We start from the raw sequence: 22,853 nt of genomic DNA, 5'->3' as shown, positions 1-22,853 counted from the left end.
CCACTGACTGCTCATCCGCGTCCGCTTCGCCCATCTAAGCGTGTAGAGTTTACCCGGCGCTCAGGATGTACTTTACAGGGAGAGGTCTACCTATGAAAAGTAGATCAGGTCTAGCTCCTGCCGCCTTGGGCGGTGAAACCGCCGTGTTCAATCGTTGATGCGTCAAAGCAGAGAGCACAACCTTCCGCGCAAACCGCCAGTTCAGTCTCAGACATGTGCTTCTCTGCCGTGGAAATCGACGCCGAGCTTTTCGCCGGATTTCACAGACGAAGCCGTTATAAGCGCCCGCAATATTTGCGCCTCATAGTGGCTTCAACATGATTTCGTTGTTGAAAACATCGCTATACCGATTATCAGCACCAGCCTCGGCCTCGGCTACAAGGCGTCACGTATTGGTGTCAGCTGCCAGTAAATGGGTAGTCGGTGTAGCCAGCCGCATCGCCGCCATAGAACGTATCCCGGTCATAGGTATTTAGTGCGAGGTCATCCCGCAGGCGCCTCACGAGGTCAGGATTGGCTATGAATGCGCGTCCGAACGCGACCAGGTCGGCACTACCTTCGCTAATGAGCGCCTGCGCACTTGTCCCTTGAAATCCACCTGCCGCAATGATCGGCCCTTTGAAAAGCGTGCGCAGATACCGAGCTGCAACCGGTTCTGCTCTTTCGTCGATAGTTTCATTACCTTTGATTCTTGGTTCAACAACATGTAGATAACCTAGCCCCATCTTGTCGAGCTGCTGGGCGACATAACCAAAAGTCGCCTTTGGATCGCTGTCATGCATTGAGCCATAGCTGCTCGAAGGACTAAGGCGAACGCCGACTCGGCCTTCGCCCCAGACTGAAATCGCGGCTTGTGTAATTTCCAGCAAGAATCTGGCGCGGTTTTCGATGGGGCCGCCATATATATCAGTGCGCGTGTTGGTTCCGTCCTGCAAAAATTGGTCAGGAAGGTATCCATTAGCGCCGTGTATCTCGACACCATCAAAACCTGCCTCCTTAGCCAGTTCTGCGCCCCGGCGAAACGACTCGACGACGTCTGGTATCTCCGCAAGGGCCAAAGCGCGAGGCATGCCAAAAGCCACCGGCCCTGTTTTCGCGTAAGCCTCACCCTCAGCCCTGATTGCCGATGGAGCGACTGGGTCAATATTGCCAGGCTGCAGCAGTGGGTGGGACTGCCGGCCAACATGCCACAACTGCAGAAATATCAACCCCCCTTTTTTATGTACGGCGTCAACAACTTTGCGCCATCCGGCAACCTGCGCTTGAGTAAAGATTCCTGGCGAGCCCGCGTAACCAAAGCCATAAGGTGAAACCGGCGTGGCTTCGGCAATGATTAGCCCCCCCTGAGTAGCGCGCTGTGCGTAGTACTCGGCCATCAATTCGTTGGGGACATTGCCCTCGCTAGAGCGCATCCGCGTCAAGGGCGCCATGACAACCCGGTGCTCCAGTTTAAAGGGGCCCATTTTAGTTGGGGTGAACAGTGGCTGAGTGATCATGATTTAAAATCCTTTCTCAGGCTTGAGGGATGAGGGCATTGGTGCGTTCGATTCCGCGCAACACAGCTGGACGCTGGCTAACCGTGCGAAACCAGCGTTCAACGTGCGGGCTTTCAGCGAAATCCACCCCCGCAAACTCTTTACGCCACAGCCAGCCGAAGTGAGCGATATCGGCGATTGAAAAATCTTCCCCTGCGACGTACGCGTTGTTTGCCAGTACTCCATCGAGCACAGCAAGCGTACGTTTGGCTTCGCCATGGAATCGAGCAATCGCCGCAGGGTTTGGCTCACTCGCCAATTTTTGAAAGTAGCCGGACTGCCCAAATGCCGGGCTGAGTGCACTGGCATGGAAAAACAGTTGTTCGAAGACTCTGGCGCGCGCGACCCCCTCAAAAGGCAGTAGCTGCCCATATCGTTCTGCCAAGTAGACGAGGATGGCCGCGGATTCAGTCAGGACGATCGGTTGACCGTTATCACCCACAGGATCGGTCAATACCGGCACTTTCGCATTGGCGTTTAGCGCAATAAACGCTTTGTGTTTCTGCTCTCCCTGGCGAATGTTCACCGGTAGTAGTTGATAGTCGAGCCCGAGCTCTTCGAGAGCAATAGGGACTTTGACACTGTTGGGGGTGGCAAAAGCATGAACAGTCAACATGGAACAATTCCTCAATCGACGAGAGGCCAATGCGTTGCGTAGTCAGCAACGCAACGCCCGAGCTAAGTGGCTACGATGTAGGTCAGTCTGATCGGAACCGTTGAAGCGGAGAAGACGGAGTCCAGCGATATGACTCATGCCCGGTTGGAATAAACATCCAGTGCTGCATACCTCGATTGACGGCGACCTTGCTGAACATATTTCGACTACGGGTCAGCGCTTTATTGGTGGGCGTTCGAGACCTTGATCATGAGCGTCGACGGATTGGCCCGCCAACATCGAAATCAGCTTTCAATGCATCCAGTTTGCTTGGAGAATCATGAGTACTCTTCGTTTTGCTCAGGGGCGTGCGTCGATGAATGTGCCCAAGCTTGAAAATACATGTGCGAAGGCCATTGTCGCGTAGAATGCAAGAGGCCGCGCGATTTACTGCCTGCACTACACGCTTCGAGGTCGATCTCATTGAATTCCTCAACGGGATGGTTGGCACGGTGGTAGTAGGCGGTTACCGCTTGAGTCGGAACGAGGCCGCAGCGGCCGCACGTCGAGGCACTCGTCAAGTCTGTCCGCTGGTTTTCAATATTTCGTGCTCGCCAAGCTTGGGGCGCCACGCGGCTGCGGAAAATGTTCCCGTTTGAAGCACGCTGACGAAGATCTGCGTTGCAGCCAATCGACCTATCGTTTGTCCGATCTGAAATGGCAAGAAACGCATAGCAAAAAATGAGCGAAGCATAGGCTTCGCTCATTGCGGTGCTTATCTCAACCTGGAGGTTAAAACGCAAACCTGTCTAAAACGCAGCCTTGCCAATAGAGGCACCGCCATCGACGAACAATGTTTGGCCAGTGATGAAACCGCTGCCCTCGGACAGCAGGAATGCGATGGCCGCAGCGATCTCTTGCGGCTGGCCAAAGCGGCCGACAGGAAGGCTGGACAGGTAGCGGGCCTCGCCCTCGCTGCCCGGAGGGTTGTTCGCGCGGAACAATTCCGTTTCGGTCGGCCCAGGGGCCACTGCGTTGACGGTGACACCGGTCGTGGCCAGTTCCAGCGCCCAAGAGCGGGTAAAACTGATCAGTGCGGCCTTAGCAGCGGCGTAGGCCGTGCGATGAGTGACTCCAAGCACAGTCAGGCTAGAGATGTTGACGATTCGGCCCCACTGCCGCTCGCGCATTCCAGATAGAACGGCTTGAGTGGCGAGAATTGCCGAATGCAGATTCAGACGCATGACGGCATCAAAATCGTCGAGATGCACATCGTCCAGCATTTGCGGGCGAACCAACCCGACATTATTCACCAAGCCGTCAAATGTGTACTGTTCGGCCAGCGTAGCCAAGGCCTGCTCGGTCGCTGCGCGATCTTCAAGGTCAACCGAAACCAAAGTGCCAGGAAAATCCACTTTCTCCACGTGACGGGCAATGCCCACAACGCGGTGCCCGGCATCCGATAATGCCTGAGCTAGCGCAAGGCCTATTCCTTTGCTCGCGCCGGTGATCAAAAACGTTCGCATGGTCATGTGTGCTCCTGACGCCAGCCTATGCTGGGCTGGTTGAGTGAAGGTATGCAATGGCAATCAGACCGGCTTAGTCCATTCGTTCCCTTTCATGAACGGATCAAGCTGAGTGTGTACCAGGTGGTTGGTGTAGTTGCTCATGACCTTTGTGGCGACGCCCAGCACCACTTCCAGCACGTTCCGGCGCGTGAAGCCGGCAGCGAGAAATGCCTCAATGCCGTCGTCGTTAACAAAGCCGCGATCACGTACCACCGCAGTTGTAAACACATGCAAGGCTTCCAGACGGGGATCCGGAATAACGCTACCGGCACGCAATGCGTCTATCACCTCAGGCGCCATTTCAATCATCTTGGCCAGGGTGGTATGCCCGGCCATACAGTAATGACAATTGTTTTCATAATTGGCGGTGAGGTACACAACTTGCTGCTCGTGCGGGGTCAGCGTGCTCTTGCCAAACAGATCCCAGAGTTGGCTGTAGCCGGCCAAAAGTTCCGGCGATTCAGCCATGTTGCCTTGCAGATTAGGTACAAAGCTGAACGCTTTTTGCACCGCTTCCAGAACAGGTTTGGAGGCAGCCGGGGCAGTGTCAAGGGTATAACGGGTGAATGTGGTCATTACAATATTCCTTAAGTGGGTCAGCAAGAGTGCTGACGCTATCTTGCGGTTCTGTTACCGCCTGCGGAACGTATCGGGAGGCCATATGACTCATGCCCTACAGGAATGAGCAGATTTTTAAGCAATGAGATGCGTTGCTGTAATCGTCGAAGACATGACGACATGAAGCTAGCGAGATTTCAGTGTCGAGCTTCGTAAGGGCGGCATCAGATGAATGACATCGCCTTTAAATCTGGCATTTGAAAAGGTTGTTCCACAGACCCTTACAGTAATCATCCCCAGCCGATTTTCCGATCCACCGACCACGCGCCTGCTCCTCTCCCGGCGAGTAAGAGCAGCAAGCCTGCCCAGGTCAGGTGCGTGGGCCATGCGTCGGGATACACGAAAATTTCGATTACCAATGTCATCCCAAAGAGTGCCAAGGCAGATAGGCGAGTCGCGAAGCCAAGTACCAGCAATACAGGAAAGAGGTGCTCGGCATAAGCGGCCATGTGCGCAGCAATTGCTGGAGGAATGAGTGGAAGTGCGTATTCGCTACGAAACAGCTCGTAGGTGCTGGGTGTAATTGTCAGAAGGCCCTCTACCTTGGTACGCCCTGATAAGAAGAATACCGATGCGATACCTAATCGAGCGATGAGTAACAGAAGATTGTCTCCTATGCCCTTATTGAGCAGGGCAACTATCCTCTTGGAGCGGCAATTTTCTGATGACAAGTTAGAAAGCATTAGACCGACCTCGAAAGTGGGTGGAAATTAGTGAACGCTTGTGCGGCTAGCAGCCGCCCGATTAGGTCATTTAGATCTCTAGTTGGGTGAGAGCGCTGAACCAATTCGCAGGCCTGGTCTAAAGATAGCTGCTGACTACAGGCATAGAGAAAGCACGTTTCTGATTCGCACAAAGGGTAGGAGCTTACTCCATCAACATCTCCGATCAGCAATGCCCCTTCTCCCCGCCATTCAATTGGCTCAGGGAGAGTCCGGTCGTTACGGTTGTGGTACCAGAGAGTGTAAATTGGCTGGGACTCAAACCACTGCCAGCGGGTGCTGGATCGGAGTTGTAGGACTTGGTTTCCCAAATCTTCGGGGGGAACGGTGGCGAGCGCCGAAACTTCAAGTGGTGATTGGATCTGCGCACTGAAAGATTCGATCCAGAGGCGGTCTAAGCGCGCAACCTCCGGAAGGTAGGATAATTCTTGCGCAGGTTCGAAGTTGGCTAGAAAATCGGCGAACCCGTCACCATAAAAAATTAGACGTCCGTCAGCGGGCAGTTCTTTTCTCATATATTGATAGGCGGCGCTGGTGAACCAGTCAGCACCAACCAAGCGCTCAGTGCTAGGGTAATTTGCACGCAAAGCATCAAGGCAGGCCTTGATTACGCTATTGCGATATACAGCAAACCCCGGCTGCTCAAATACGTCCCTATGGCCTGCGTTCGGACGGTGGAAGAGGGCCTCTACAAATGCATCCTGAAATGAAGCGAGGCTACCTGTCATGACTTTTCCAGATTGACATCGAGAATACTTTGCGCTCTTGAACGTTCTGCCATCAGTTGCTCAAAGGCAGGTAGCTGATCGTCGCGCTCAATTAACGTCGGACAACGACCTATACGTTTCACAAGTCCCGTATACAGGGCCCATACCGGGTCGCTGACTGGCGAACAGTGAGAATCAATCAATAAGTCGCTTGGCTGGTCGAGGCTGTGACCTGCAAGGTGTATTTCCATAATTGCGTTGACAGGGAATTCTTTAAGGTACATGTCGGCGTCGTGGTTCAGATTATGACTGCTTACATAAACATTGTTGATGTCTAGTAGCAGACCACATCCTGTACGGTCTGTCATTTGAGCAAGGAAGTCTGGTTCATGTAGCTCATGTTCCTCCATCCGCAGATAGTGGCTGGGATTCTCGACTGCTATCCGGGTTCCTAAAAAATCTTGGGTTAACTTGATGTTGTCGGATATGCGCGACAGCGCGGACTTACTCCGAGGGCAGGGGAGCAAATCGGGAAAATACCTACCTTGCCAGGCTGACCACGCTAAATGCTCAGAAATCAGCGCAGGTTTGACTGTTTCCATGAGTGATTTCAAACGACGAAGATGGGTGATGTCAGGAGGACTGTCGGCCGCTAAGGATAAGCTCACGCCGTGCAGGGAAAGCGGATGTTTTTTAGCAATCCGCTCTAGCCATGCACGGCGTACGCCGCCGACCATATAGTTCTCGGGATGGACTTCAAACCAAAGTCCTGCCGCACAAGATGTTAGCGCGTCGGTAAAGTGTTCAGGCTTGAGGCTCAGGCCTGCACCCAACCCGACGTTGCGCGGTATAGCCGACGGCACCGACATCAGACGCCTTTGGGAGTCAGCGATCCATTTCCGTTTGGTGTCTTGATGCTGGTGCAGGTGCCAGCAGGAACCTGTTTCCAGGAGTTGCCTTGGTAGTCGACCTTCGAGGTGCCCGCACAGGTTGTACCTGCCCCGGCCTTGCAGTCATTCTTACCAGCGAGGGATACGCCGTAACACTTTTCCATCGCAGCGCCTTTGGACGCATCATCTGCCATAGCCGTGCTGGTAAGTGCTGCAAGTGCGATGGCTGCGGCAGTGAGGGTGAACGATTTCATCTGGTTATCTCCTAGTGAATGAGCGGTCGCCTGTGTAGGTGACGTATAGGTAATTCGCGCAAACACTCACATCGGTTACAGCGGTTGTATTTTTTTTTGCACACGAGCGTCAGCGCAGGGTGCTTGTCGGTTGCCAAGCTCGCCTGTAGGCTTGCGGCGCTGCCCCTCCCGTTGATTTTTTTGATGCGATGTAACCAGGACGCACCATGCAACGAAGTAGTACTCACGCGTATTTTCTGGCTTTGGAACAGCAATTAAAGACGCTGCTGGTTGATGCTCAACGGGGAGATCGTGCGAGCTATCAGGAGTTTTTACGAGTTGTGTCTGTCCACCTTCGCTCGTTTGTTCGGAGAAGACTTGAGCGCCGACCTGGCGATGCAGAAGATCTCGTCCAAGAGGTGTTATTGGCCGTTCATAATGCCCACCAGACTTACGATCCAGGCCAGCGTGTGACCGCTTGGATCCACGCGATTGCCCGCTACAAGCTTGCGGATTTTTTCCGCAACGCGGCACGGAGGGGTGACCGCGACGAATTTCTTGATGAACAGTCTGATCTATTCGCCCAAACTGATGAGAATCATGTGGAGGCAAAACGGGATATCGGGCGGCTGCTACAGCAGTTACCTGCTAGGGAGCGTTTGCCTATCATCCATGTGAAGCTTGAGGGTTTGTCAGTGCAAGAAACTGCCACTCTCATCGGGCAGTCCACCTCGGCGGTGAAAGTGAACATCCATAGAGGACTGAAAGCGCTAGCGGTGTTAATCAGAGGAACGCGAGACCATGAGAACGGATGATTTGATCGCTCTGTTAGCGACAGAGACTAGCAAAGTCGATGCGCATCTGCTTGCGCGCCGACTTACCATTGCCCTCCTGGTAGGCGCGGTCGGCGCCGCTCTGCTTACAAGCGTACTGTTTGGCATTCGGCCAGACCTCTGCATCGTTGCTCATACACTGATCTTTTGGGTAAAAGTCGCGTTCCCTACTTTTCTAGGAATTGGTGCGCTCTGGTTCACGGCAAAGCTTTCCCGGCCGGGAGTGGAACCAGGGGTGACGTGGTATTTACTCGCACTACCAATTTTGTTGATTTGGCTGGGCGGAGCGATTGCACTGGTCAAGGCGCCAGTAGGAGGGCAGATGCCTTTATTGCTGGGAAACTCCTGGCGGGTATGTCCGCTCAACATTGCACTACTCTCAATACCTAGTTTCATCGCAAATTTCTGGGCACTTAAGGCGATGTGCCCAACCCGTTTTCGCTTGGCCGGTGGCGGGGCAGGCTTGCTCTCGGGGGCGATCGCAACGCTTGCATACTGTTTGCACTGTCCAGAAATGGGCATACCTTTCTGGGGGATCTGGTATCTTTCCGGTATGCTGATTCCAGCTCTGATAGGTGCGGTTTTGGGGCCACGTCTACTCAGATGGTGATCGCCCCTCGAAGTGTGATTCTCAAAGCTATCGCTCCGATCAATGTTCTATGAAGGAACATTCAGGCGGGCACTGACCCCCTTTGGGAGCTCGGACTTAAAGGCGTGTTCACATACCGGTGACAGCTAAAAAAGGGCTTACAACTTCGGATCTTCCTGGTCAAACCTACGGGGCAATAGTTGGTTTGGGGCGATGGTTTCGAATAGCTAAGCCCTGATTTCATTACGAGTTCAATATGATGGTCAGGCGCGTTGGGCTGACCGAAGAAGCCTTCAAAAATAGCGTTACCGTCGCGAAGCTCAACAGCGCTTATCCTGCTTAATCCTATTTAGCAAGCGCTGATAGCCAGTACCGGCGAATTGGCGACCGCGATCCCAATGCAGCGTCACTGACCAATCACCCTGGCATGTCAATGGCGATCCCTACCGGGCAAGTCATCAACTGCCCAATCTACGCTGTTGCGCCCTAGGAGAGGGTCGCCAACTTGCCCAACAAGTTAAGCTCTACGAACCGCACGAGTTTGTCTTCCAGATTTGCTACGTAGGTGAGTCCTTCATTCCCATTCGCTCCGATTCCTGCACAGTGAAATCTCGAGCCAAAATGGTTTTCACGTCTGCTTGACGACTAACGACGGCTGTTGCATAGCCAAGTCGTTCCAGGCGTGGCCCGCGGTAGATTCGCTCTGCCGCACCCAAGCGTGCAGTGCGGTTCACGCTCACGGCTTAGCACTGCCGGTGCTCTGAACGCACTCCGGCTATCTTAGGGAATCTCCCGAATATGCTTGATTGGGTGCGCATACTTTTGAACAAGTGGGCTTGCCTTGCGATCCGGCGGAGCGTACTAGCCACTGGCGCAAACCCTCGGGCACTGATAAAGGCTTACCAGGTACTCATTACGGCAGCGTGGGATTACCGTCTTGCGCGCCTAGCTCCTTGGCAAACCAAGCTTCAGCGTCTCTTAAAAGGTCACGTTCAGTGGTTAGTCGAGCCATTCCTGTTACAGCCGGGACAGCTACATGGACACTTATTCAGCTTGGCGTAACCCTGCTCGAAAATGTTAATGGCGAGTTTCGATATCTCTACTCATCAGAGAGCGGTCACTACCCTGATGAATAGGCACACTTGATTTAGGAAAAGCCTGTGACACCGTGCGGAACATAGGGTGCTTCCAGACGTGCAATCTCCTCCTCGCTTAGCACTAGATTCAACGCGCTTATCGCGTCGTCAAGCTGAGCAGGTTTTGATGCCCCGACGATTGGTGCGGACACACCTTTCTTCCCTAGCACCCAGGCGAGCGCTACCTGAGCCATGGGCACTCCTTTCTCTTTCGAAATCTGTTCAACGATCGAGATAACTCGGCCGTCCTCTACCTCAGTTGCTTGGAAAAATGCCCGGCCTGAAATGTCTGTTCGGGTACGTTCCGTTTGCTCGCCATATGGCCGTGTCAGCCGGCCCCGGGCCAGTGGGCTCCATGGCATCAGACCGACACCTTGGTCAAGGCACAGTGGGATCATTTCTCGCTCTTCCTCCCGGTAGAGCAGGTTGACAAAATTTTGCATAGAAACGAATTTGCTCCAACCTCTGGATGCAGCTACATGCTGGGCTTTGGCAAACTGCCAAGCGTACATTGAGGACGCTCCGATGTAACGCGCTTTCCCAGATCTGACGACGTCGTTGAGCACTTCCATTGTTTCCTCGATAGGGGTGTCGTAATCCCATCGATGAATCTGATAAAGGTCAATGTAGTCAGTACCCAGGCGGCTCAAACTGGCGTCGATATTGGCCATGATGGCTTTGCGGGACAGTCCTTTTTCGTTCGCCTTTGATGAGCCCTCCCACATATTCGACGGATAGAACACCTTCGTGGCAATCACGATTTCTTCGCGGCGAGTGTATTCCTTGAGTAGCTTGCCCAAGATGATTTCCGACGTTCCGGCCGAATAGCTGTTTGCGGTGTCAAAGAAATTGATGCCTTGCTCGACGGCATGTTTGATGATCGGGCGGCTAGCTTCCTCACCCAGTGTCCATGGATGTGTGCCTGCGTCTGGCTCACCGAAGGTCATGCATCCCAAGCATAGCCTGGAGATATCGAGACCGGTCGTTCCTAGTTTGACGTACTGCATAAAGCCTCCGCTTTGTCGGTTAGGTTGGAGCATCTATAGCGTGTTAAAAAAATTGGCCGTTCATCTGGCATCTCAGGATGACCGCATCAGGAGCCAAAGGTTGGGATCATTTCAACAAAGCGCTGATTGGAAACAAAGGGTTGTTGACCTCGGGGCAGGTTGTGCCGCTCCTCTCGAACTCATTGCGATGCGGTGGGTAGCTTCCGTTAGGTTGATGTTCGACCACCTCGTCCTCACGAATAACTACCATGCGAAGCTCCTTCTCGTTTGCGTGATAGCCAGCATAATCAGTCGTCATTTCTGGATATTTTCATCGCGTGCCGCAGCTTTGCTCTTTTGACGTTATATCGAAACAAAAAAACGGCTTTGTTGACGGAGCATCACGACGTTTCAATCGTGGACGGGCAATGGCTCCTGGTAAGGGAGTTACGGACTGAAGCATCTTCAATATCTTAGGTTAAACTTGTGCCGGAAGACTTCCCCTCAAGCGTCGCTTGCAAATCTTTCACTCCCGCTGACGAGAAGCAGGATCATGACTGCAAAGATCCCTCACTGATGTCGTCAAAACCTACGGCGCTTCGGTCTACCATGCTAGCGGTACAGAGAAAGCTTGATGTCCCTAATCACTCGTTCGTGTCAAATAAGCAATGACTCTTGATTTGAGCTAGTATAACGTCTACGCCATTTATCCATTCATGGAGCAACCAATGTCCCGCCTCGCCGAATTCCGTAAGCTCGAACAACAGCTGGCTGCGCAGTTGGCCGAGCTGGAAACCCTGAAAAACGATGATGGCCTCAAAAAGGAAATCGAGTTTGAAACCAAATTGCGCGACCTCTTGGCCCAGTATGGCTGCAGCCTGAAGGACGTGATCAATATCCTGGATCCGCACGGTGCCAGCCGTAAGGGCGCGCCTGTTGCTCCTGAAAAAGCTGTTCGCCGTGCACGCACAGTGAAGGTTTATAAGAACCCGTTCAATGGTGAGATCGTCGAGACCAAGGGCGGCAACCACAAGACACTGAAGGCCTGGAAAGCTGAGCATGGCAGCGATGAGGTTGAGTCCTGGCTTGCTCAGTGATCTTCGCATTTGAATGAAAAAAGCCGCCTCGAAGGGCGGTTTTTCATTAGGTGTGCCATGACGCAAGCTTGGGCCGGAGCCAGCGCTTTCCACCAGCGTCCTGGGGGGGGGCGCAATGGTACTGTTGTCAGAAGCGCGGGTTTAAATCGTGCTCCAACGTCGCTGCTGAGCGCGCGCCGGCTTCCCAAAGTTTTTAAGGATGGATGAATGCTCGTAAAGACTGACATGACAGGCCGTTGGTTAAGGGATGCGAATCAGGCTGAGACGCCGATCATCGTTCTGTCACCCTACATTACGGGAGATACGGTGTCCTCGTTGGCAGATAGTCCAGCGGGCGCGAATATCTACACACTTTTTAACTCTGCTGTTTTTGCATCCAACTCTTCATCGCTCGCAGCAATCACAGCGCTCGTGAAGAAGGGCAGGCAGGTTTTCATGGTTGATAATCTCCACGCCAAAGTGGTCACGGATGGTAGCAGCTTCGTGACTATCGGTAGTCAAAACCTGACATCTAGGGGACATCGGCTAAACAAGGAGGTTACAGTGCATTTGACGGGTGAAAATGCGATAGCGAGTGTAGATACGCAAATCCAGCGTTGGATCGCCAGTTCAACCCGTATCACTGTAGCGATGGTTGAGGAAATGAGGAGAAATATGGCGGCTCTGCAGGAACAATACAAGCAGATGCAGGCATTGGTTAATGTTCACAATTTGGCGTTTGATAAGCGTGTTGAACAACGCATTCGCATTGAGTCTGCGAACGATAAGCTTCGTAGCTCTCTGAAGCGCCAGAAGAAAACCGAAATGGTCAAGCACGGAAAAGTTTGTCAGCCGGGAAACTATAGGGGGACTACACTGAAATTTTTATCCGATCTGACTCAATGGGGCAGCAATAGGGAACGTCTGGATCTGAACAAGCGCTATCTGTGTATTTTGGCTGACGGTAAACTCGGGTGGGCTAGGCTCACAGGTCGGCATCTTACTTTCATCGCTAGAACAATGTTTGTCGAGAGTGACATCTTCAACGATCTACCTGGATTGAGCGTAAGGTTGAGCTTCAACCCCCGCGCGCTGATGCAAATGACAGAGGAGTGCAACCTAGTCGTTGAATTCAAAAGTGGGACAACCTTCGTAAGTCGAGTACCCATGATCTTTACCGGTAAGAAGCTCATCATGGGGGAAGCAGTCCGTGGAACTGCAAGGGAGCCTAAAGGCATCCGGCAATATGCTCACAGGAGCAGTGAAGTTGTCAGGTGGGTCGCAAGAAATGAGGTGGAATTCAAGCGCCGGATTTTGCAGGAAATCATGACACCTTTCGAATATGTCGATGGTGACAAGCTGTTTGGTATTCGCGCTGGTAGTTTTTTTGGCGGGATAGGCACGCAATGTCAGCTTAGACTGGGAACGCTGAGTGGGCATACTTATTTTGACGTTGAGGTAAGTCCTCCAATCTAGTGAGTGGGAATATGGCCAGTGAAGTTAGGGATGATTTCCCTATTCTCGTGTCATTTCGAGTGCTCGACTTGATGGTGTCCGCTTGGTGCTCAGGGATGGAGTGGAGGCTTGATATGCGCGCGCGAGGACGGAATAGAAGTTCGCATAGGTACGATACTGATGACCCGATTCGGCTTTGTCGATACTGCCTTAAGATATTTGGATGGGAGTATTGCGCGTCGATACCGTTGGTAACGCGACGTAAAGAGTAGTGAGCCCACTGATCGGACGTGGGCTCAAGTCAAATTAGTCGCAGCGCCGGGGATGCATTAAATCAAAGCTTAATTGAGATCTCGACTTGGCTGGCCGCAACACCATAAGTCCAGGCCAAACGTGTTGCGGCTTCATTGGCAGTGAGAGCGCTAAAGCTCACATCTTCACTTGCTGTTATGAGGGTGCCAACCCTGAATAACGCTTCAACATCCATCTTGGTGATTTTGGCGTGGGTAAGGCGATGATTTTGAATGTGCTTAGATACTTGTGCGAATGACTCGAATAAAGATACGAGCTTACCTAGCCTGATTGTGATGTGCTTCTTGTTGCTACCAGGGCTTATGCTGAAATGTTCAATTTTTGCAACCCAGTATGGGATGCCATGATCGCCTACGATAAGCACATGCTCAGCCTGCGTGATGTCTTGTACAGTTCCTTCCGATGGATCCAGATTGAGGCTGATTTCACGTCGTGCTCGTATGTCGATCGAGCGTTCCGAGGTGTGATTAATCGTGAGTACGTCTTTCATGGGGGCTCCATCTTTCACGGTCGGACTGTTATTAGCTATGAAAAGTGATCTGTAGTTGGCGGTGCTCAGCGGTGTCGCGCCCGAGCTGCCTATAAAAAAGCCGCGAGGTGATCCGGGCTGTTCGTGAGGAAAATCGGACGGTTGACCTAACCATATCTGAGCAGGGGCGTCTCCGAGCCTGGAGGCGCCCTCGCGCATGCTTGACCTCAACTCGCGGCACACGGTGAGCCCATACACCTCTTGAGCAGCCTGGTCATCCCAAACTCAGGATCCATTGTTGGGATTGTGGACTGTGAATTGAGCAATCACGTCTGGGTATATTTTCTGATCTTCAGTGATCTTGAGATTAAATTGTCCAAGAGTGGTGTAAGGATATGGTTTGCTTATGCCTTCAAACCAGCTGATTACCAAAGGTGTATGAATTTTTAGGCTCGAATGACTTCCATCCGATTGAGTGATGGTGGCAAAGTTGTGATGCTCCAGGATTTTCCATTGCTGGGCAGTAATATCAAGAGTGGAAACCGTGTCCTGCTGAAATCCACCTGCCGCAAGGAACAATACTGAAAGCGCCTCGGGCGTCTGCGCCAAGTCGACTCCGTAATCTTCAGACGCCGCCTGCACAATGTCGGAAATTATCGCTGCGCCTTCCGGCGTGTATTCAACGACGTCAGGTTCATACGACAGGTTGTTGAAGAGTGGGTCGTGAAGAAGCCCCATCCGGATAAGGTCATGCTTGGCGCAATACAAGGCACCTTGCGATATATCGACCATGTGATACCGCATGACGCTGGAGTCCAAGCTGTAAAGCAGCAGTCCGAGAGCAAGGCAGGAAATCTCCTGCTTTGGAGGTGGCATTTTCACTCGATCACGCAGACCAGCATTAGGAAGGCGCTCTGGAGCAACGACTGAAAGGCTGGCGATGCCGCGTGCGCTGGGTCTAAAACGCCTACTGATCTGTGCGCCCTTGAAGCCTTCCCGTTCAAAATCTTTCCGGCCGTAAAGTGTCATCTCCATCAGACCGGCTTTCACCATGAACTGGAGTTCATCACCGTAATAGGAGGTAGCCGGGCCATGAGTGAGGATGTCAATCTGCGAATCGGTGAGCGGCTGAGTTTTGATGTAATGCTTGGTCATGCGCAGGAGTCCTTTGATATCTGATCATTGCAATGCAGAAGCTTTACTTCCTTGCCGCTCGATTGTCACTGACGTGGATTGTCCTGACAAATGAATCGCGCTTAACCGTGTCGTGCTCATCCTCGGTGCACCGTGGCTTCTGGGTGGCTGCTGCGCCCGTTGCGATTGTTGAATTTGCAAGGCTGTGCGTGCTGGTCGGCAGTTCGCCGCAAACCATTTGCTCCGCTGACTCTGTGTGCGGGATGCATGGGAACAGTCGCTGTTGAGTCAAATCAACCAAAGAGCGGTCGTCGAACAGCATGGGAGATCGATTACCCAGTTGACGCGTTCGATCTGGTGCCCAATGCTGCTCTGTCCAGCTCTGAATGCATCCCATGTTGCCGCTGGGATGCAGAGGAAAAGCGAAGCTTGAATTTCAGGCCATCAGGGGGGAGGGCAGCGGCTGCTGCATGCCGTATTTAGCGATCTTGGTACCAATGATTGCTTTCGTCTTCCAGGCGTTCAAACGGCGGCCATACGGAAGCGTTACGTGCGAGGCACAAGAGAGTGATCGTGTACTCGTATCTTTCGGATTGGATTTTCATCTCGCGCAAGCTTGCGTTGCGATCCGCGTGTGGAAACCAGAGCGAGGCTGGAAGCTCTATGCCTTTACGCTCTTGCGTGATGGAGAGCGCAGCTGCCAGTGAGCCTGCGGGAATTTCCACTGCGCCTTTGCGTGTGCGGAAGAACGCCCCATTTCTGTGTGCGGTGGCACTGGAAAATGCCCACTTCATGAAGCCATCCCGAGAAAGAATGAGCACTGCGCTTTCATCAGTGCACTGAATCCATTTCAAGGCAGCCGCCGTCAGTGAGACCCCATATCGCATGGCGCAATGACGCAGCACCTCGAAGTCGACGCTTGTAGTGAGCTGCTGGCGAAAATCATTGAGGGGCATGAGCAGAAAAGACGCAAACAGATCTGCTTCGGCCTCGATGTTTTTGTCTGCCCAGGACAGCATATCGTCACTGCTGCATCTGAATTCGTCTCGTTTGAGGCGATGCAAAATGTAATGGCCCAGCTCATGGGCCTGGGTGAAGCGAATACGTCCTGGCGATTCGAGCGCATTGTTATAGAGCAGCATCCAGCGGCTTCTTGCCTCGTTTGCAAAAAGCATCCCGTCGAATCCCTCGATATCGACGGACTCTACCTTTGCAATGGGATCAGGCCATCGGAAGACTTCGGCAGTGTCCAGAGCCAGCTGAGCTACATCCACGGGAAAGCGGGGAACCCCATGCGTCTGGCTGAAAAAATCACAGATCTTGGTCAGCCGGATGGCAGCTTTTTGCGGTGTCCATACCTCGGGGTCAGCCATTTCAAAAATCCTTTTTGAATGTATCGAGAATCTTTCTTAGCTGAGCCTTTGCATCGGGTTCAAGGTTCTTGTACCCACGAAAGAACGCCTCATCAAGGTGCTTTTCTTCAGGCTCTCTTAGGTCATCTTCAAAAAAATACGCTGTTCCAACGCCTAACACATCTGCCAAGGCAGTGAGCTTCTCGGCAGAAGGGCGCTGAGATTCCCGGTTCTCAAGCTCCCATAGATAGCTTTTGCTCAACCCTGCCATGTCTGCGAGTTTTTCTAACGTTAGCCCGCGCTGCTTACGCAGTTCGCGTAGCTTCTCGCCGAGATGGGTAGCCATCATCGTGTCTCCTCTAGATGGTCAAAATGTATCACGATTCCGAACAAACCGTTTGACAATGACGGTAGCCGGGCGCAGTCTGTCACAAAGTTCGCTACTCCGAACTTTTTTTCTGGCTGAACGGCATGCCTTGAGCTCCTTGATCGGCCACTACTGCTGTATAGAGTCCCAAAGGGGGATGAGATGTCGAAAGAGCATGTCGATCACAAAGATATAGCCCGGTTTGCCGAAGAAAAAGTGAACCTGCCCAAAGAAAAGGCGAAGGAGTATCGGGAGCAGGCTGGTCGCCTTCAGGACAAGCTGGAAGGCTATCTGTCAGACCATCCAGACTTTTCACTCAAGCGCATGATGGTGTCGGGGAGCTTGGCCAAAGGTACGGCGTTGCGCTCACTGAATGACATTGACGTTGCGGTTTACATCAGCGGCTCCGACGCTCCACACGATATCCGTGAACTGCTGAACTATTTGGCGGAACGGCTGCGTAAGGCGTTTCCAAATTTCACTGCAGATCAGGTTAAGCCTCAGACCTATTCGGTAACCGTATCGTTCAAAGGCTCTGGTCTGGATGTTGATGTCGTTCCGGTTTTGTACGCGGGGCTGCCGCAGTGGCGTGGGAACTTGGTCAGTCAGGAGGACGGCTCATTTCTTGAGACGAGCATCCCGCTTCACCTTGAGTTCGCCAAGGCCCGCAAGCGCGCTTCTCCAACGCATTTTGCCCAGGTTGTGCGACTGGCCAAGTACTGGGCACGCCTGATGAAGCAGGAACGCCAAGACTTCCGGTTCAAATCTTTCATGATCGAACTGATCCTGGCCAAGCTGTGCGACAACGGCGTGGACTTCTCAAACTACCCAGAAGCGCTGCAGGCGTTCTTTACCTACTTGGTCACCAGCGAACTGCGCCAGCGCATCGTTTTTGAGGACAACTACCCGGCCTCCAGAGTGGGTGCGTTGACCGACCTGGTTCAGATCATCGACCCGGTCAACCCCGATAACAACGTGGCCCGCTTATATAACCAACGCAACGTTGACGCGATCATCGACGCGGCCATGGACGCCGGCGACGCCATTGACGCTGCGTTTTATGCGCCGACTAAACAGCTGACGGTCGGCTACTGGCAGAAAGTCTTCGGTTCTTCTTTCCAGGGGTGAACACACTATGTCTTCCTACAGCTTCTCTCTTTCTGAATCGCAGACTTTTACCGTCACGCATGCCCGCCACATGGCAGCCAAAGTCGCAACAGATTTGCGTCGCATGCAGCGCTTCTACGGTCAACCATGCGATGCATGGATCGAGGAATACGAAGCAGAGCTGATCGTTCTGCTTAAGGCTGGGTACCTCGGGGAGGTTACCTATGGCTATAAACGGGGCAATGACTGGATCGAGCCCTCCTTGCGATACACCGCTGGAGATTTGGTTGGATCAGGGACAGATGATGATCCAGGACGCGTTCGGCAGGGGAAGGATATCTCGGGTGCATCGTTCTCCAGCTATCTGACCTACAGCCCGAAATATCGCAACGACTCATCGGCGAACAGGGAGGTTGCCCTCAAAGAGTTGCCGTTCTCTCGCGATGGTGCTCCAGAGCCCGGCATCAACGGCTATCTCGATAACGACAAAACCTACTCGGCGGGCAGTCGAGCCCTCACTCGTGCAAGCGTAAGGAGCTACTCATGAACGTGAAACCCTCCCTGGATGAGCTGTTTGAGCGGCGTGTTTCCTTCCCGGATTTTGAACCCAAGGAGCGTTTGGCGCGTCTTGTGGGGCTTGATGACCAGAAGGACAGGCTGGCCAAGGTTTTAGGATTACTGGTCAATCCTTTCGGTTTGCAGGAGTGGGCTGAAAAGCATCACCCCAACGCTCGTGCAGCGATTGACACCGTTTTGCGCCGGCCACCTCTCGCGGTACTGGCGGGAGATGTTGGATCTGGAAAAACAGAACTGGCCGAGACAATTGGCGATGCTGTTGCACGGCAAGAAGGGATCGACATCACTCTGTATCCGCTGAGCCTAGCGACTCGTGGGCAGGGGCGTGTGGGGGAGATGACTCAACTCGTTTCGGCTGCGTTTGACTACACGATCGAGGCCGCTGAAAAACTCAAGAGCAGCAGTGGTAAGGCTCGGGGGGCGGTGCTGTTGCTGATTGACGAGGCTGATGCCTTGGCGCAATCCCGAGAAAATGCCCAAATGCACCATGAGGATCGGGCAGGGGTTAACGCCTTTATTCGCGGTATTGATCGAATCGCGAATCAGAAGTTACCGGCAGCGGTACTGATGTGTACGAACCGTCTCAAGGCCTTGGATCCTGCAGTGCAGCGTCGCGCGGCTGAAGTGCTGACATTTGGTCGTCCTGACGATGCGCAGCGGCGGTACCTGCTGACGACCCGACTGGATGGTTTTGGACTGAATAAGCAAGTGGTCGAAGAGCTAGTGAAACTGACGGGGCCCCGCGCCGCAGGTGCGCCAGGATTTACATTCTCCGATATCAACCAGCGTCTGATTCCAGCCATTGTGCTTTCTGCGTATCCCCGCTCTGCAGTAGATGCGAGGACTGCATTGATGACAGCCGATGCGATGGTGCCAACCCCTGCTTTTCAAGACCGCTAACCCTCTGGATCGAGCAGGAACTACACACCTGCTCAATCCGATTCCATGCTTTCCGGAGGCATTATGTCAAACTGGTCACTGTCGATACTGCTCGCATCTCTGCATGAAGATATTCAGACTCGGCTGGGCACCGCTCGGAAGGCCTTTTCACACCCAGGTGCCAAAGGCGATGCGAGCGAGGGCGTGTGGCTCGATATGCTCAACACCTATCTTCCCAAGCGCTATGAAGCGGCCAACGCGTTTGTAGTCGATAGCTTGGGCAATTTTAGCGATCAGATCGATGTGGTGGTGTTTGATCGACAGTACTCACCCTTCATTTTCAAATTTGATAACCAGATCATCGTGCCGGCGGAGAGCGTTTACGCTGTGTTCGAGGCGAAGCAAACCGCGACGGCAGAGCTCGTTGGCTATGCCCAGCGAAAAGTGACAAGCGTGCGCAAGCTTCACCGCACCAGCCTGCCGATTCCGCACGCAGGTGGGACTTATCCGGCCAAACCACTGATTCCCATCCTTGGCGGCTTGTTGACGTTTGAGAGTGACTGGAGCCCTGCGCTAGGCGCATCGTTTGATAAAGCGCTGAAGGTGGATACCGATCAGGGGCGGTTGGATCTGGGCTGTGTGGCTTCGCATGGTCACTTTTTTTATGATGGGGACGGCAAAGCCTTCAAATTCGAGACTGAAAACAAGCCGGCAACGGCGTTCCTATTCAAGCTCATCGCGCTGCTCCAATTCAGCGGCACCGTTCCGATGATTGATATCGACGCCTACGGGAAGTGGCTGGCGCAATAGTGGTATCCCTATGATAGGAGGCAGGCGGGGATGTGGGCCGCTCCGTGCTCGCCCAGCTTTATCCCGCGAGCTGCTCGTCAGCGATGATGTGCAGCGTTATGTCACGCGCTACAACACCGTAAGGCCCCACAGCTACAACGGTTATCGGCCACCGGTAGCTGTGGAGAGATTGGGGGCTTGAAAACCTAAAACTGTGTCCAGATTACTTGACCAGTTCAGGTCTTGCGCACGAGATTCTCGGGCAAACTCATGAAACGATAGAAATTTATGAGGAGGCAATCATTCTGAACCCCAAAATAGGCGTGAAGCGCCGCTTGGATGCTCTCAAAAAAAGCAAAGCCAATCGAAAATAACAGCCTGAAGGATTGAGTGAGGCAAATGGTCAGGCTCCACCAAGCTTTAGGCTATTGCCGGCCGGAAAAGGCTATACAAAGGATATTTGCATCAATGGAAAGTTTGGTTAAGGACGTGATCCCGCTTTTGCAGTACCTGATCCCGGGATTTTTCACAGCGTGGATTTTTTATTCTCTAACTGCCTTCAAGCGGCCTGACACGTTTGGGCAAATTGTCCAGGCTCTCATATTCACCTTCGTTATACATGGGCTGGTCGTACTGGTCGGGATGGTGTGCCTCATGATTGGTGCACATGGCTATGTACTTGGCACTTGGGATAAAGGTGCGGAAGCAGTGTGGTCTGGGGTGTTATCCATATTTACGGGCTTATTCTCGTGCTACCTAGCCAACAATGACAATCTGCACGGCTGGCTGCGCAACCGAAAAATAACGCAACAGACGTCCTATCCTTCGGAGTGGTTCAGCGCATTTTCAGGACACAAACGATTTGTTGTGCTTCACCTAGTCGACGAAAGAAGGGTGTACGGATGGCCTTCAGAGTGGCCGTCGGAGCCGTCATCTGGTCAATTCGTTATTCGTGATCCGAGCTGGTTGGATGACACAGGAGGCGAGCTACCTCTTGCTGCCGAGCTATTTGTCATAGATGCTGCAAAAGTGCAGTGGGTCGAATTCACTCCAAAAACATGGTGAAAATATGTCTAGCAAAGCTCCAACCCCTATGCCGCCAAGGCTGATCCGTCCTAATCATGCACCAGGTCAAGCAAACGTAAATCCGCCGAGCCCTACGAGCGTCAGACCTCCAGCACCTGCTGCGCCACCTCCCAAGAAATAACTGGTTCAGCTATTCGGAAGCACCGTCTCATCCCGGAATCTTGTTTGATTATCAGGAAGCTCCAGTGGCGGAATTCCAGCCACAGTTTACAGAACTCGGTTCTGGGGGAGGGCGCTTCCAGAAAGGGCAGCGTGCCACCCGGATGCTGCTTGTGCAGGCTAAGGTCTAGGCTCACCCATTTCTTCGATCCCAAACCCGCCATCAATTCCAGCGTAGGCTGCTTGACGCTAGAGCGAATCTTTACGCATAGGCGCGGGGCTGGTTGGTGGTTAGTCTCTACGTCGGCTGCACTTTCCGATTCCAGCCGAGGCTACTAGCGCAGGGAGCCAACCACTGGCGTAGCTGCGGATTAGAGGCCAGTGTCTCAGGCTCCAACAGGCGCGCGCCTATATCTGCATGGGGCAAGAAACTTACCTCAAGAGTGCGCTCCAGCGGCTCAACCAATTGCGGAAAGTCCATGACGCTCGCCAGGCGCGGCCACTCCAAAAGCTTTCGATATCGCAGTTGCTGAGACTCAATTCTTAGATCGTCGCCGTGACGCCATTGAGCCCGGAACAGCTTGTCATGCCTTGCCAGGTCGACCCGCCAGCCGCCCGTGGAAGGGAGGAGCAACTCGAGCTTCAGGCTCTCAGGTCTCAATTTATTGCGCTTGTAAAACCAATGCTCGATGGGCTCGTTGCTGAGCGTGATGGAGATGACGCTGTAGTGTGGAACATCGCCCAAGCCGAGCATTGCGAACCATTGGGCAGTCTCTGACGGGGTTTGCGTTTCGGGCATGCTGGATCATCCTTGATGAGTAGGTAGGGATTGGCTCAATCCGTGTATCGAAAAAATATTTTCATTTTCGCTAAAGTTTTGCCTACAGAAAAACCGTTAGGTATAGAAACCTAATGAGAGTTCTTTCATGAGAGCAGTTGCAGCACCGGCGACCGATGTCGACGTCCCACACCGCGACCATTATGCGCACAAGGCAGTGAGCAACGCTTTGGCGTTCACTGAGGATGGCAGCTCCGCAGTGATGAGGCTGGGGGAAACTGATTACTCATTGAGTGCAAGGCAGGCCGATGCTATTGCTCAAGGATTGCTGATGGCGCTTCTGCGCAAAGGTCTCGACATCGATCAGATGCCCTGGGCTGGTGGCCTTGGGAAGGTGATGCATGATGATGCTCGTCGTCCGCTGATTTTCTCGGACGATACCTGGTATGGCGCGAACCCGGCATTCGCCTTCTTCGGCGTATGCTGGCTGTACGAAGGTATTGGCGAAGACCCTGACTATCCTGCTAATGCTTTGTGCATTCAGGGGCTGCACGATGGCGCGCTTCTGTTCAATAAAGGGAATGAGACCTTCCTTCTGACATTTGAACAGGCATTCGACCTTTGCGTCAGTCTCAGCGACTCTGCGTATTCACTTGAGCAGCGTGGATGGAGGATTTGGGACAGACTTATTGAGTGGCGCAAGCCAGCTGAGCAACCGACAGGTGAGCCGACAGAAGAAGAACGCGCACTTTTCAAGCTCCTCGAGGGTTACCCGAAACGAATGAGGCGTGAAAAGCGAAGGCAGCGAAAATCATTTGATCAGTTGTATAAAGCCGGTGGTTGATCGGTTTGATAGGGCGATCGTGCAACAAGCTCTACTGACAAGCGTGAGATGTTGAGCATGTGATGACGGACTGAACGCAAGCGGAGCGCGCAGACGCGAGGGTGTCCGCCCGCAGGGC

General features: G+C 53.1%; 24 protein-coding genes. 10 read left to right on the top strand and 14 right to left on the bottom strand.

Annotated features, from left to right (window positions below; genetic code table 11):
* Positions 1–398 precede the first annotated feature (398 nt).
* From ACI5GA_RS06985 to ACI5GA_RS06950, 8 genes are all read right to left on the bottom strand, one after another.
* Complete coding sequence (locus tag ACI5GA_RS06985) at positions 399–1,496, bottom strand: alkene reductase (RefSeq protein WP_421422339.1); 1,098 nt, start codon at positions 1,494–1,496, stop codon at positions 399–401.
* 16 nt (positions 1,497–1,512) lie between these two features.
* On the bottom strand, positions 1,513–2,151 hold the full coding sequence (locus tag ACI5GA_RS06980) for a glutathione S-transferase family protein (RefSeq protein ID WP_421422337.1): 639 nt from the start codon (positions 2,149–2,151) through the stop codon (positions 1,513–1,515).
* Between the two features lie 788 nt (positions 2,152–2,939).
* Entirely contained in the window at positions 2,940–3,662 is a 723-nt protein-coding gene (locus tag ACI5GA_RS06975) for an SDR family oxidoreductase (RefSeq protein ID WP_421422335.1), read from the bottom strand.
* A gap of 57 nt (positions 3,663–3,719) precedes the next feature.
* The gene (locus ACI5GA_RS06970) at positions 3,720–4,274 is read right to left on the bottom strand and encodes a carboxymuconolactone decarboxylase family protein (protein WP_421422334.1); all 555 of its coding nucleotides are present in this window, start codon (positions 4,272–4,274) and stop codon (positions 3,720–3,722) included.
* A 272-nt stretch (positions 4,275–4,546) separates the two neighbouring features.
* On the bottom strand, positions 4,547–4,999 hold the full coding sequence (locus ACI5GA_RS06965) for a DoxX family protein (RefSeq protein ID WP_421422333.1): 453 nt from the start codon (positions 4,997–4,999) through the stop codon (positions 4,547–4,549).
* A complete protein-coding gene (locus ACI5GA_RS06960) occupies positions 4,999–5,766 on the bottom strand; it encodes a DNA-binding domain-containing protein (protein ID WP_421422332.1) in 768 nt (255 codons plus the stop codon). Before ACI5GA_RS06960 ends, ACI5GA_RS06965 begins: the two co-directional genes overlap by 1 nt.
* On the bottom strand, positions 5,763–6,614 hold the full coding sequence (locus ACI5GA_RS06955) for a DUF692 domain-containing protein (RefSeq protein ID WP_421422331.1): 852 nt from the start codon (positions 6,612–6,614) through the stop codon (positions 5,763–5,765). Before ACI5GA_RS06955 ends, ACI5GA_RS06960 begins: the two co-directional genes overlap by 4 nt.
* On the bottom strand, positions 6,614–6,889 hold the full coding sequence (locus ACI5GA_RS06950; protein ID WP_421422330.1) for a DUF2282 domain-containing protein: 276 nt from the start codon (positions 6,887–6,889) through the stop codon (positions 6,614–6,616). The genes ACI5GA_RS06955 and ACI5GA_RS06950 overlap by 1 nt, the downstream gene beginning before the upstream one ends.
* Before the next feature lie 206 nt (positions 6,890–7,095).
* Here ACI5GA_RS06950 and ACI5GA_RS06945 point away from each other — a divergent pair, with 206 nt between their 5' ends.
* Complete coding sequence (locus ACI5GA_RS06945; RefSeq protein ID WP_421422329.1) at positions 7,096–7,683, top strand: sigma-70 family RNA polymerase sigma factor; 588 nt, start codon at positions 7,096–7,098, stop codon at positions 7,681–7,683.
* A complete protein-coding gene (locus ACI5GA_RS06940; RefSeq protein WP_421422328.1) occupies positions 7,670–8,311 on the top strand; it encodes a DUF1109 domain-containing protein in 642 nt (213 codons plus the stop codon). Before ACI5GA_RS06945 ends, ACI5GA_RS06940 begins: the two co-directional genes overlap by 14 nt.
* A gap of 1,126 nt (positions 8,312–9,437) precedes the next feature.
* On the opposite strand, the gene ACI5GA_RS06935 is transcribed toward ACI5GA_RS06940, so the two are convergent.
* Positions 9,438–10,433 (bottom strand): aldo/keto reductase, encoded by a 996-nt coding sequence (locus ACI5GA_RS06935; RefSeq protein ID WP_421422327.1) that lies wholly within the window; start codon positions 10,431–10,433, stop codon positions 9,438–9,440.
* Between the two features lie 707 nt (positions 10,434–11,140).
* Here ACI5GA_RS06935 and ACI5GA_RS06930 point away from each other — a divergent pair.
* Together ACI5GA_RS06930 and ACI5GA_RS06925 are read left to right on the top strand one after the other, a co-directional pair.
* Positions 11,141–11,509: a histone-like nucleoid-structuring protein, MvaT/MvaU family gene (locus ACI5GA_RS06930; RefSeq protein ID WP_421422326.1), complete on the top strand. Its 369-nt coding sequence runs from the start codon at positions 11,141–11,143 to the stop codon at positions 11,507–11,509.
* Positions 11,510–11,716: 207 nt separating this feature from the next.
* Positions 11,717–12,964 carry a phospholipase D-like domain-containing protein gene (locus ACI5GA_RS06925; protein WP_421422325.1) on the top strand — a complete coding sequence of 416 codons (1,248 nt, stop codon included), beginning with the start codon at positions 11,717–11,719 and terminating at the stop codon, positions 12,962–12,964.
* 313 nt (positions 12,965–13,277) lie between these two features.
* Here the strand turns inward: ACI5GA_RS06925 and ACI5GA_RS06920 are convergent, their stop codons facing one another.
* The 4 genes from ACI5GA_RS06920 to ACI5GA_RS06905 form a co-directional block, all read right to left on the bottom strand.
* Positions 13,278–13,745 (bottom strand): hypothetical protein, encoded by a 468-nt coding sequence (locus ACI5GA_RS06920; protein ID WP_421422324.1) that lies wholly within the window; start codon positions 13,743–13,745, stop codon positions 13,278–13,280.
* 264 nt (positions 13,746–14,009) lie between these two features.
* On the bottom strand, positions 14,010–14,879 hold the full coding sequence (locus ACI5GA_RS06915; protein ID WP_421422323.1) for a hypothetical protein: 870 nt from the start codon (positions 14,877–14,879) through the stop codon (positions 14,010–14,012).
* Positions 14,880–15,337: 458 nt separating this feature from the next.
* Positions 15,338–16,231, bottom strand: coding sequence for an ImmA/IrrE family metallo-endopeptidase (locus ACI5GA_RS06910; protein ID WP_421422322.1), 894 nt, complete (start codon positions 16,229–16,231; stop codon positions 15,338–15,340).
* 1 nt (position 16,232) lies between these two features.
* Positions 16,233–16,559: a helix-turn-helix domain-containing protein gene (locus ACI5GA_RS06905; protein ID WP_421422321.1), complete on the bottom strand. Its 327-nt coding sequence runs from the start codon at positions 16,557–16,559 to the stop codon at positions 16,233–16,235.
* 180 nt (positions 16,560–16,739) lie between these two features.
* On the opposite strand from ACI5GA_RS06905, the gene ACI5GA_RS06900 reads away from it, so the two are divergent.
* The 5 genes from ACI5GA_RS06900 to ACI5GA_RS06880 all read left to right on the top strand — a co-directional run bounded on the left by ACI5GA_RS06900 (position 16,740) and on the right by ACI5GA_RS06880 (position 20,993).
* The gene (locus ACI5GA_RS06900) at positions 16,740–17,705 is read left to right on the top strand and encodes a CBASS oligonucleotide cyclase (RefSeq protein ID WP_421422320.1); all 966 of its coding nucleotides are present in this window, start codon (positions 16,740–16,742) and stop codon (positions 17,703–17,705) included.
* Between the two features lie 7 nt (positions 17,706–17,712).
* Positions 17,713–18,231, top strand: coding sequence for a hypothetical protein (locus ACI5GA_RS06895; RefSeq protein ID WP_421422319.1), 519 nt, complete (start codon positions 17,713–17,715; stop codon positions 18,229–18,231).
* Complete coding sequence (locus tag ACI5GA_RS06890; RefSeq protein WP_421422318.1) at positions 18,228–19,160, top strand: AAA family ATPase; 933 nt, start codon at positions 18,228–18,230, stop codon at positions 19,158–19,160. Before ACI5GA_RS06895 ends, ACI5GA_RS06890 begins: the two co-directional genes overlap by 4 nt.
* A gap of 63 nt (positions 19,161–19,223) precedes the next feature.
* Complete coding sequence (nucC, locus tag ACI5GA_RS06885; protein ID WP_421422317.1) at positions 19,224–19,949, top strand: CBASS effector endonuclease NucC; 726 nt, start codon at positions 19,224–19,226, stop codon at positions 19,947–19,949.
* Positions 19,950–20,396: 447 nt separating this feature from the next.
* Positions 20,397–20,993 (top strand): DUF6338 family protein, encoded by a 597-nt coding sequence (locus tag ACI5GA_RS06880; protein WP_421422316.1) that lies wholly within the window; start codon positions 20,397–20,399, stop codon positions 20,991–20,993.
* Positions 20,994–21,411: 418 nt separating this feature from the next.
* On the opposite strand, the gene ACI5GA_RS06875 is transcribed toward ACI5GA_RS06880, so the two are convergent.
* The gene (locus tag ACI5GA_RS06875) at positions 21,412–21,912 is read right to left on the bottom strand and encodes a hypothetical protein (protein WP_421422315.1); all 501 of its coding nucleotides are present in this window, start codon (positions 21,910–21,912) and stop codon (positions 21,412–21,414) included.
* A 127-nt stretch (positions 21,913–22,039) separates the two neighbouring features.
* Here ACI5GA_RS06875 and ACI5GA_RS06870 point away from each other — a divergent pair, with 127 nt between their 5' ends.
* The gene (locus ACI5GA_RS06870) at positions 22,040–22,735 is read left to right on the top strand and encodes a hypothetical protein (protein ID WP_421422314.1); all 696 of its coding nucleotides are present in this window, start codon (positions 22,040–22,042) and stop codon (positions 22,733–22,735) included.
* The last annotated feature ends 118 nt before the right edge of the window (positions 22,736–22,853 follow it).

The sequence above is a fragment of the Pseudomonas sp. Pseu.R1 genome, assembly GCF_045764065.1.
Taxonomy (GTDB): domain Bacteria; phylum Pseudomonadota; class Gammaproteobacteria; order Pseudomonadales; family Pseudomonadaceae; genus Aquipseudomonas.
The sequence above is the reverse complement of the archived record's forward strand: the minus strand, read 5'-3'. Positions and strand labels throughout refer to the sequence as shown.

Coding starts and splice junctions, on each gene's coding strand:
- ACI5GA_RS06985 (WP_421422339.1), bottom strand. CDS start 1,496: ATGATCACTCAGCCACTGTTCACCCCAACTAAAATGGGCCCCTTTAAA.
- ACI5GA_RS06980 (WP_421422337.1), bottom strand. CDS start 2,151: ATGTTGACTGTTCATGCTTTTGCCACCCCCAACAGTGTCAAAGTCCCT.
- ACI5GA_RS06975 (WP_421422335.1), bottom strand. CDS start 3,662: ATGACCATGCGAACGTTTTTGATCACCGGCGCGAGCAAAGGAATAGGC.
- ACI5GA_RS06970 (WP_421422334.1), bottom strand. CDS start 4,274: ATGACCACATTCACCCGTTATACCCTTGACACTGCCCCGGCTGCCTCC.
- ACI5GA_RS06965 (WP_421422333.1), bottom strand. CDS start 4,999: ATGCTTTCTAACTTGTCATCAGAAAATTGCCGCTCCAAGAGGATAGTT.
- ACI5GA_RS06960 (WP_421422332.1), bottom strand. CDS start 5,766: ATGACAGGTAGCCTCGCTTCATTTCAGGATGCATTTGTAGAGGCCCTC.
- ACI5GA_RS06955 (WP_421422331.1), bottom strand. CDS start 6,614: ATGTCGGTGCCGTCGGCTATACCGCGCAACGTCGGGTTGGGTGCAGGC.
- ACI5GA_RS06950 (WP_421422330.1), bottom strand. CDS start 6,889: ATGAAATCGTTCACCCTCACTGCCGCAGCCATCGCACTTGCAGCACTT.
- ACI5GA_RS06945 (WP_421422329.1), top strand. CDS start 7,096: ATGCAACGAAGTAGTACTCACGCGTATTTTCTGGCTTTGGAACAGCAA.
- ACI5GA_RS06940 (WP_421422328.1), top strand. CDS start 7,670: ATGAGAACGGATGATTTGATCGCTCTGTTAGCGACAGAGACTAGCAAA.
- ACI5GA_RS06935 (WP_421422327.1), bottom strand. CDS start 10,433: ATGCAGTACGTCAAACTAGGAACGACCGGTCTCGATATCTCCAGGCTA.
- ACI5GA_RS06930 (WP_421422326.1), top strand. CDS start 11,141: ATGTCCCGCCTCGCCGAATTCCGTAAGCTCGAACAACAGCTGGCTGCG.
- ACI5GA_RS06925 (WP_421422325.1), top strand. CDS start 11,717: ATGCTCGTAAAGACTGACATGACAGGCCGTTGGTTAAGGGATGCGAAT.
- ACI5GA_RS06920 (WP_421422324.1), bottom strand. CDS start 13,745: ATGAAAGACGTACTCACGATTAATCACACCTCGGAACGCTCGATCGAC.
- ACI5GA_RS06915 (WP_421422323.1), bottom strand. CDS start 14,879: ATGACCAAGCATTACATCAAAACTCAGCCGCTCACCGATTCGCAGATT.
- ACI5GA_RS06910 (WP_421422322.1), bottom strand. CDS start 16,231: ATGGCTGACCCCGAGGTATGGACACCGCAAAAAGCTGCCATCCGGCTG.
- ACI5GA_RS06905 (WP_421422321.1), bottom strand. CDS start 16,559: ATGATGGCTACCCATCTCGGCGAGAAGCTACGCGAACTGCGTAAGCAG.
- ACI5GA_RS06900 (WP_421422320.1), top strand. CDS start 16,740: ATGTCGAAAGAGCATGTCGATCACAAAGATATAGCCCGGTTTGCCGAA.
- ACI5GA_RS06895 (WP_421422319.1), top strand. CDS start 17,713: ATGTCTTCCTACAGCTTCTCTCTTTCTGAATCGCAGACTTTTACCGTC.
- ACI5GA_RS06890 (WP_421422318.1), top strand. CDS start 18,228: ATGAACGTGAAACCCTCCCTGGATGAGCTGTTTGAGCGGCGTGTTTCC.
- nucC (WP_421422317.1), top strand. CDS start 19,224: ATGTCAAACTGGTCACTGTCGATACTGCTCGCATCTCTGCATGAAGAT.
- ACI5GA_RS06880 (WP_421422316.1), top strand. CDS start 20,397: ATGGAAAGTTTGGTTAAGGACGTGATCCCGCTTTTGCAGTACCTGATC.
- ACI5GA_RS06875 (WP_421422315.1), bottom strand. CDS start 21,912: ATGCCCGAAACGCAAACCCCGTCAGAGACTGCCCAATGGTTCGCAATG.
- ACI5GA_RS06870 (WP_421422314.1), top strand. CDS start 22,040: ATGAGAGCAGTTGCAGCACCGGCGACCGATGTCGACGTCCCACACCGC.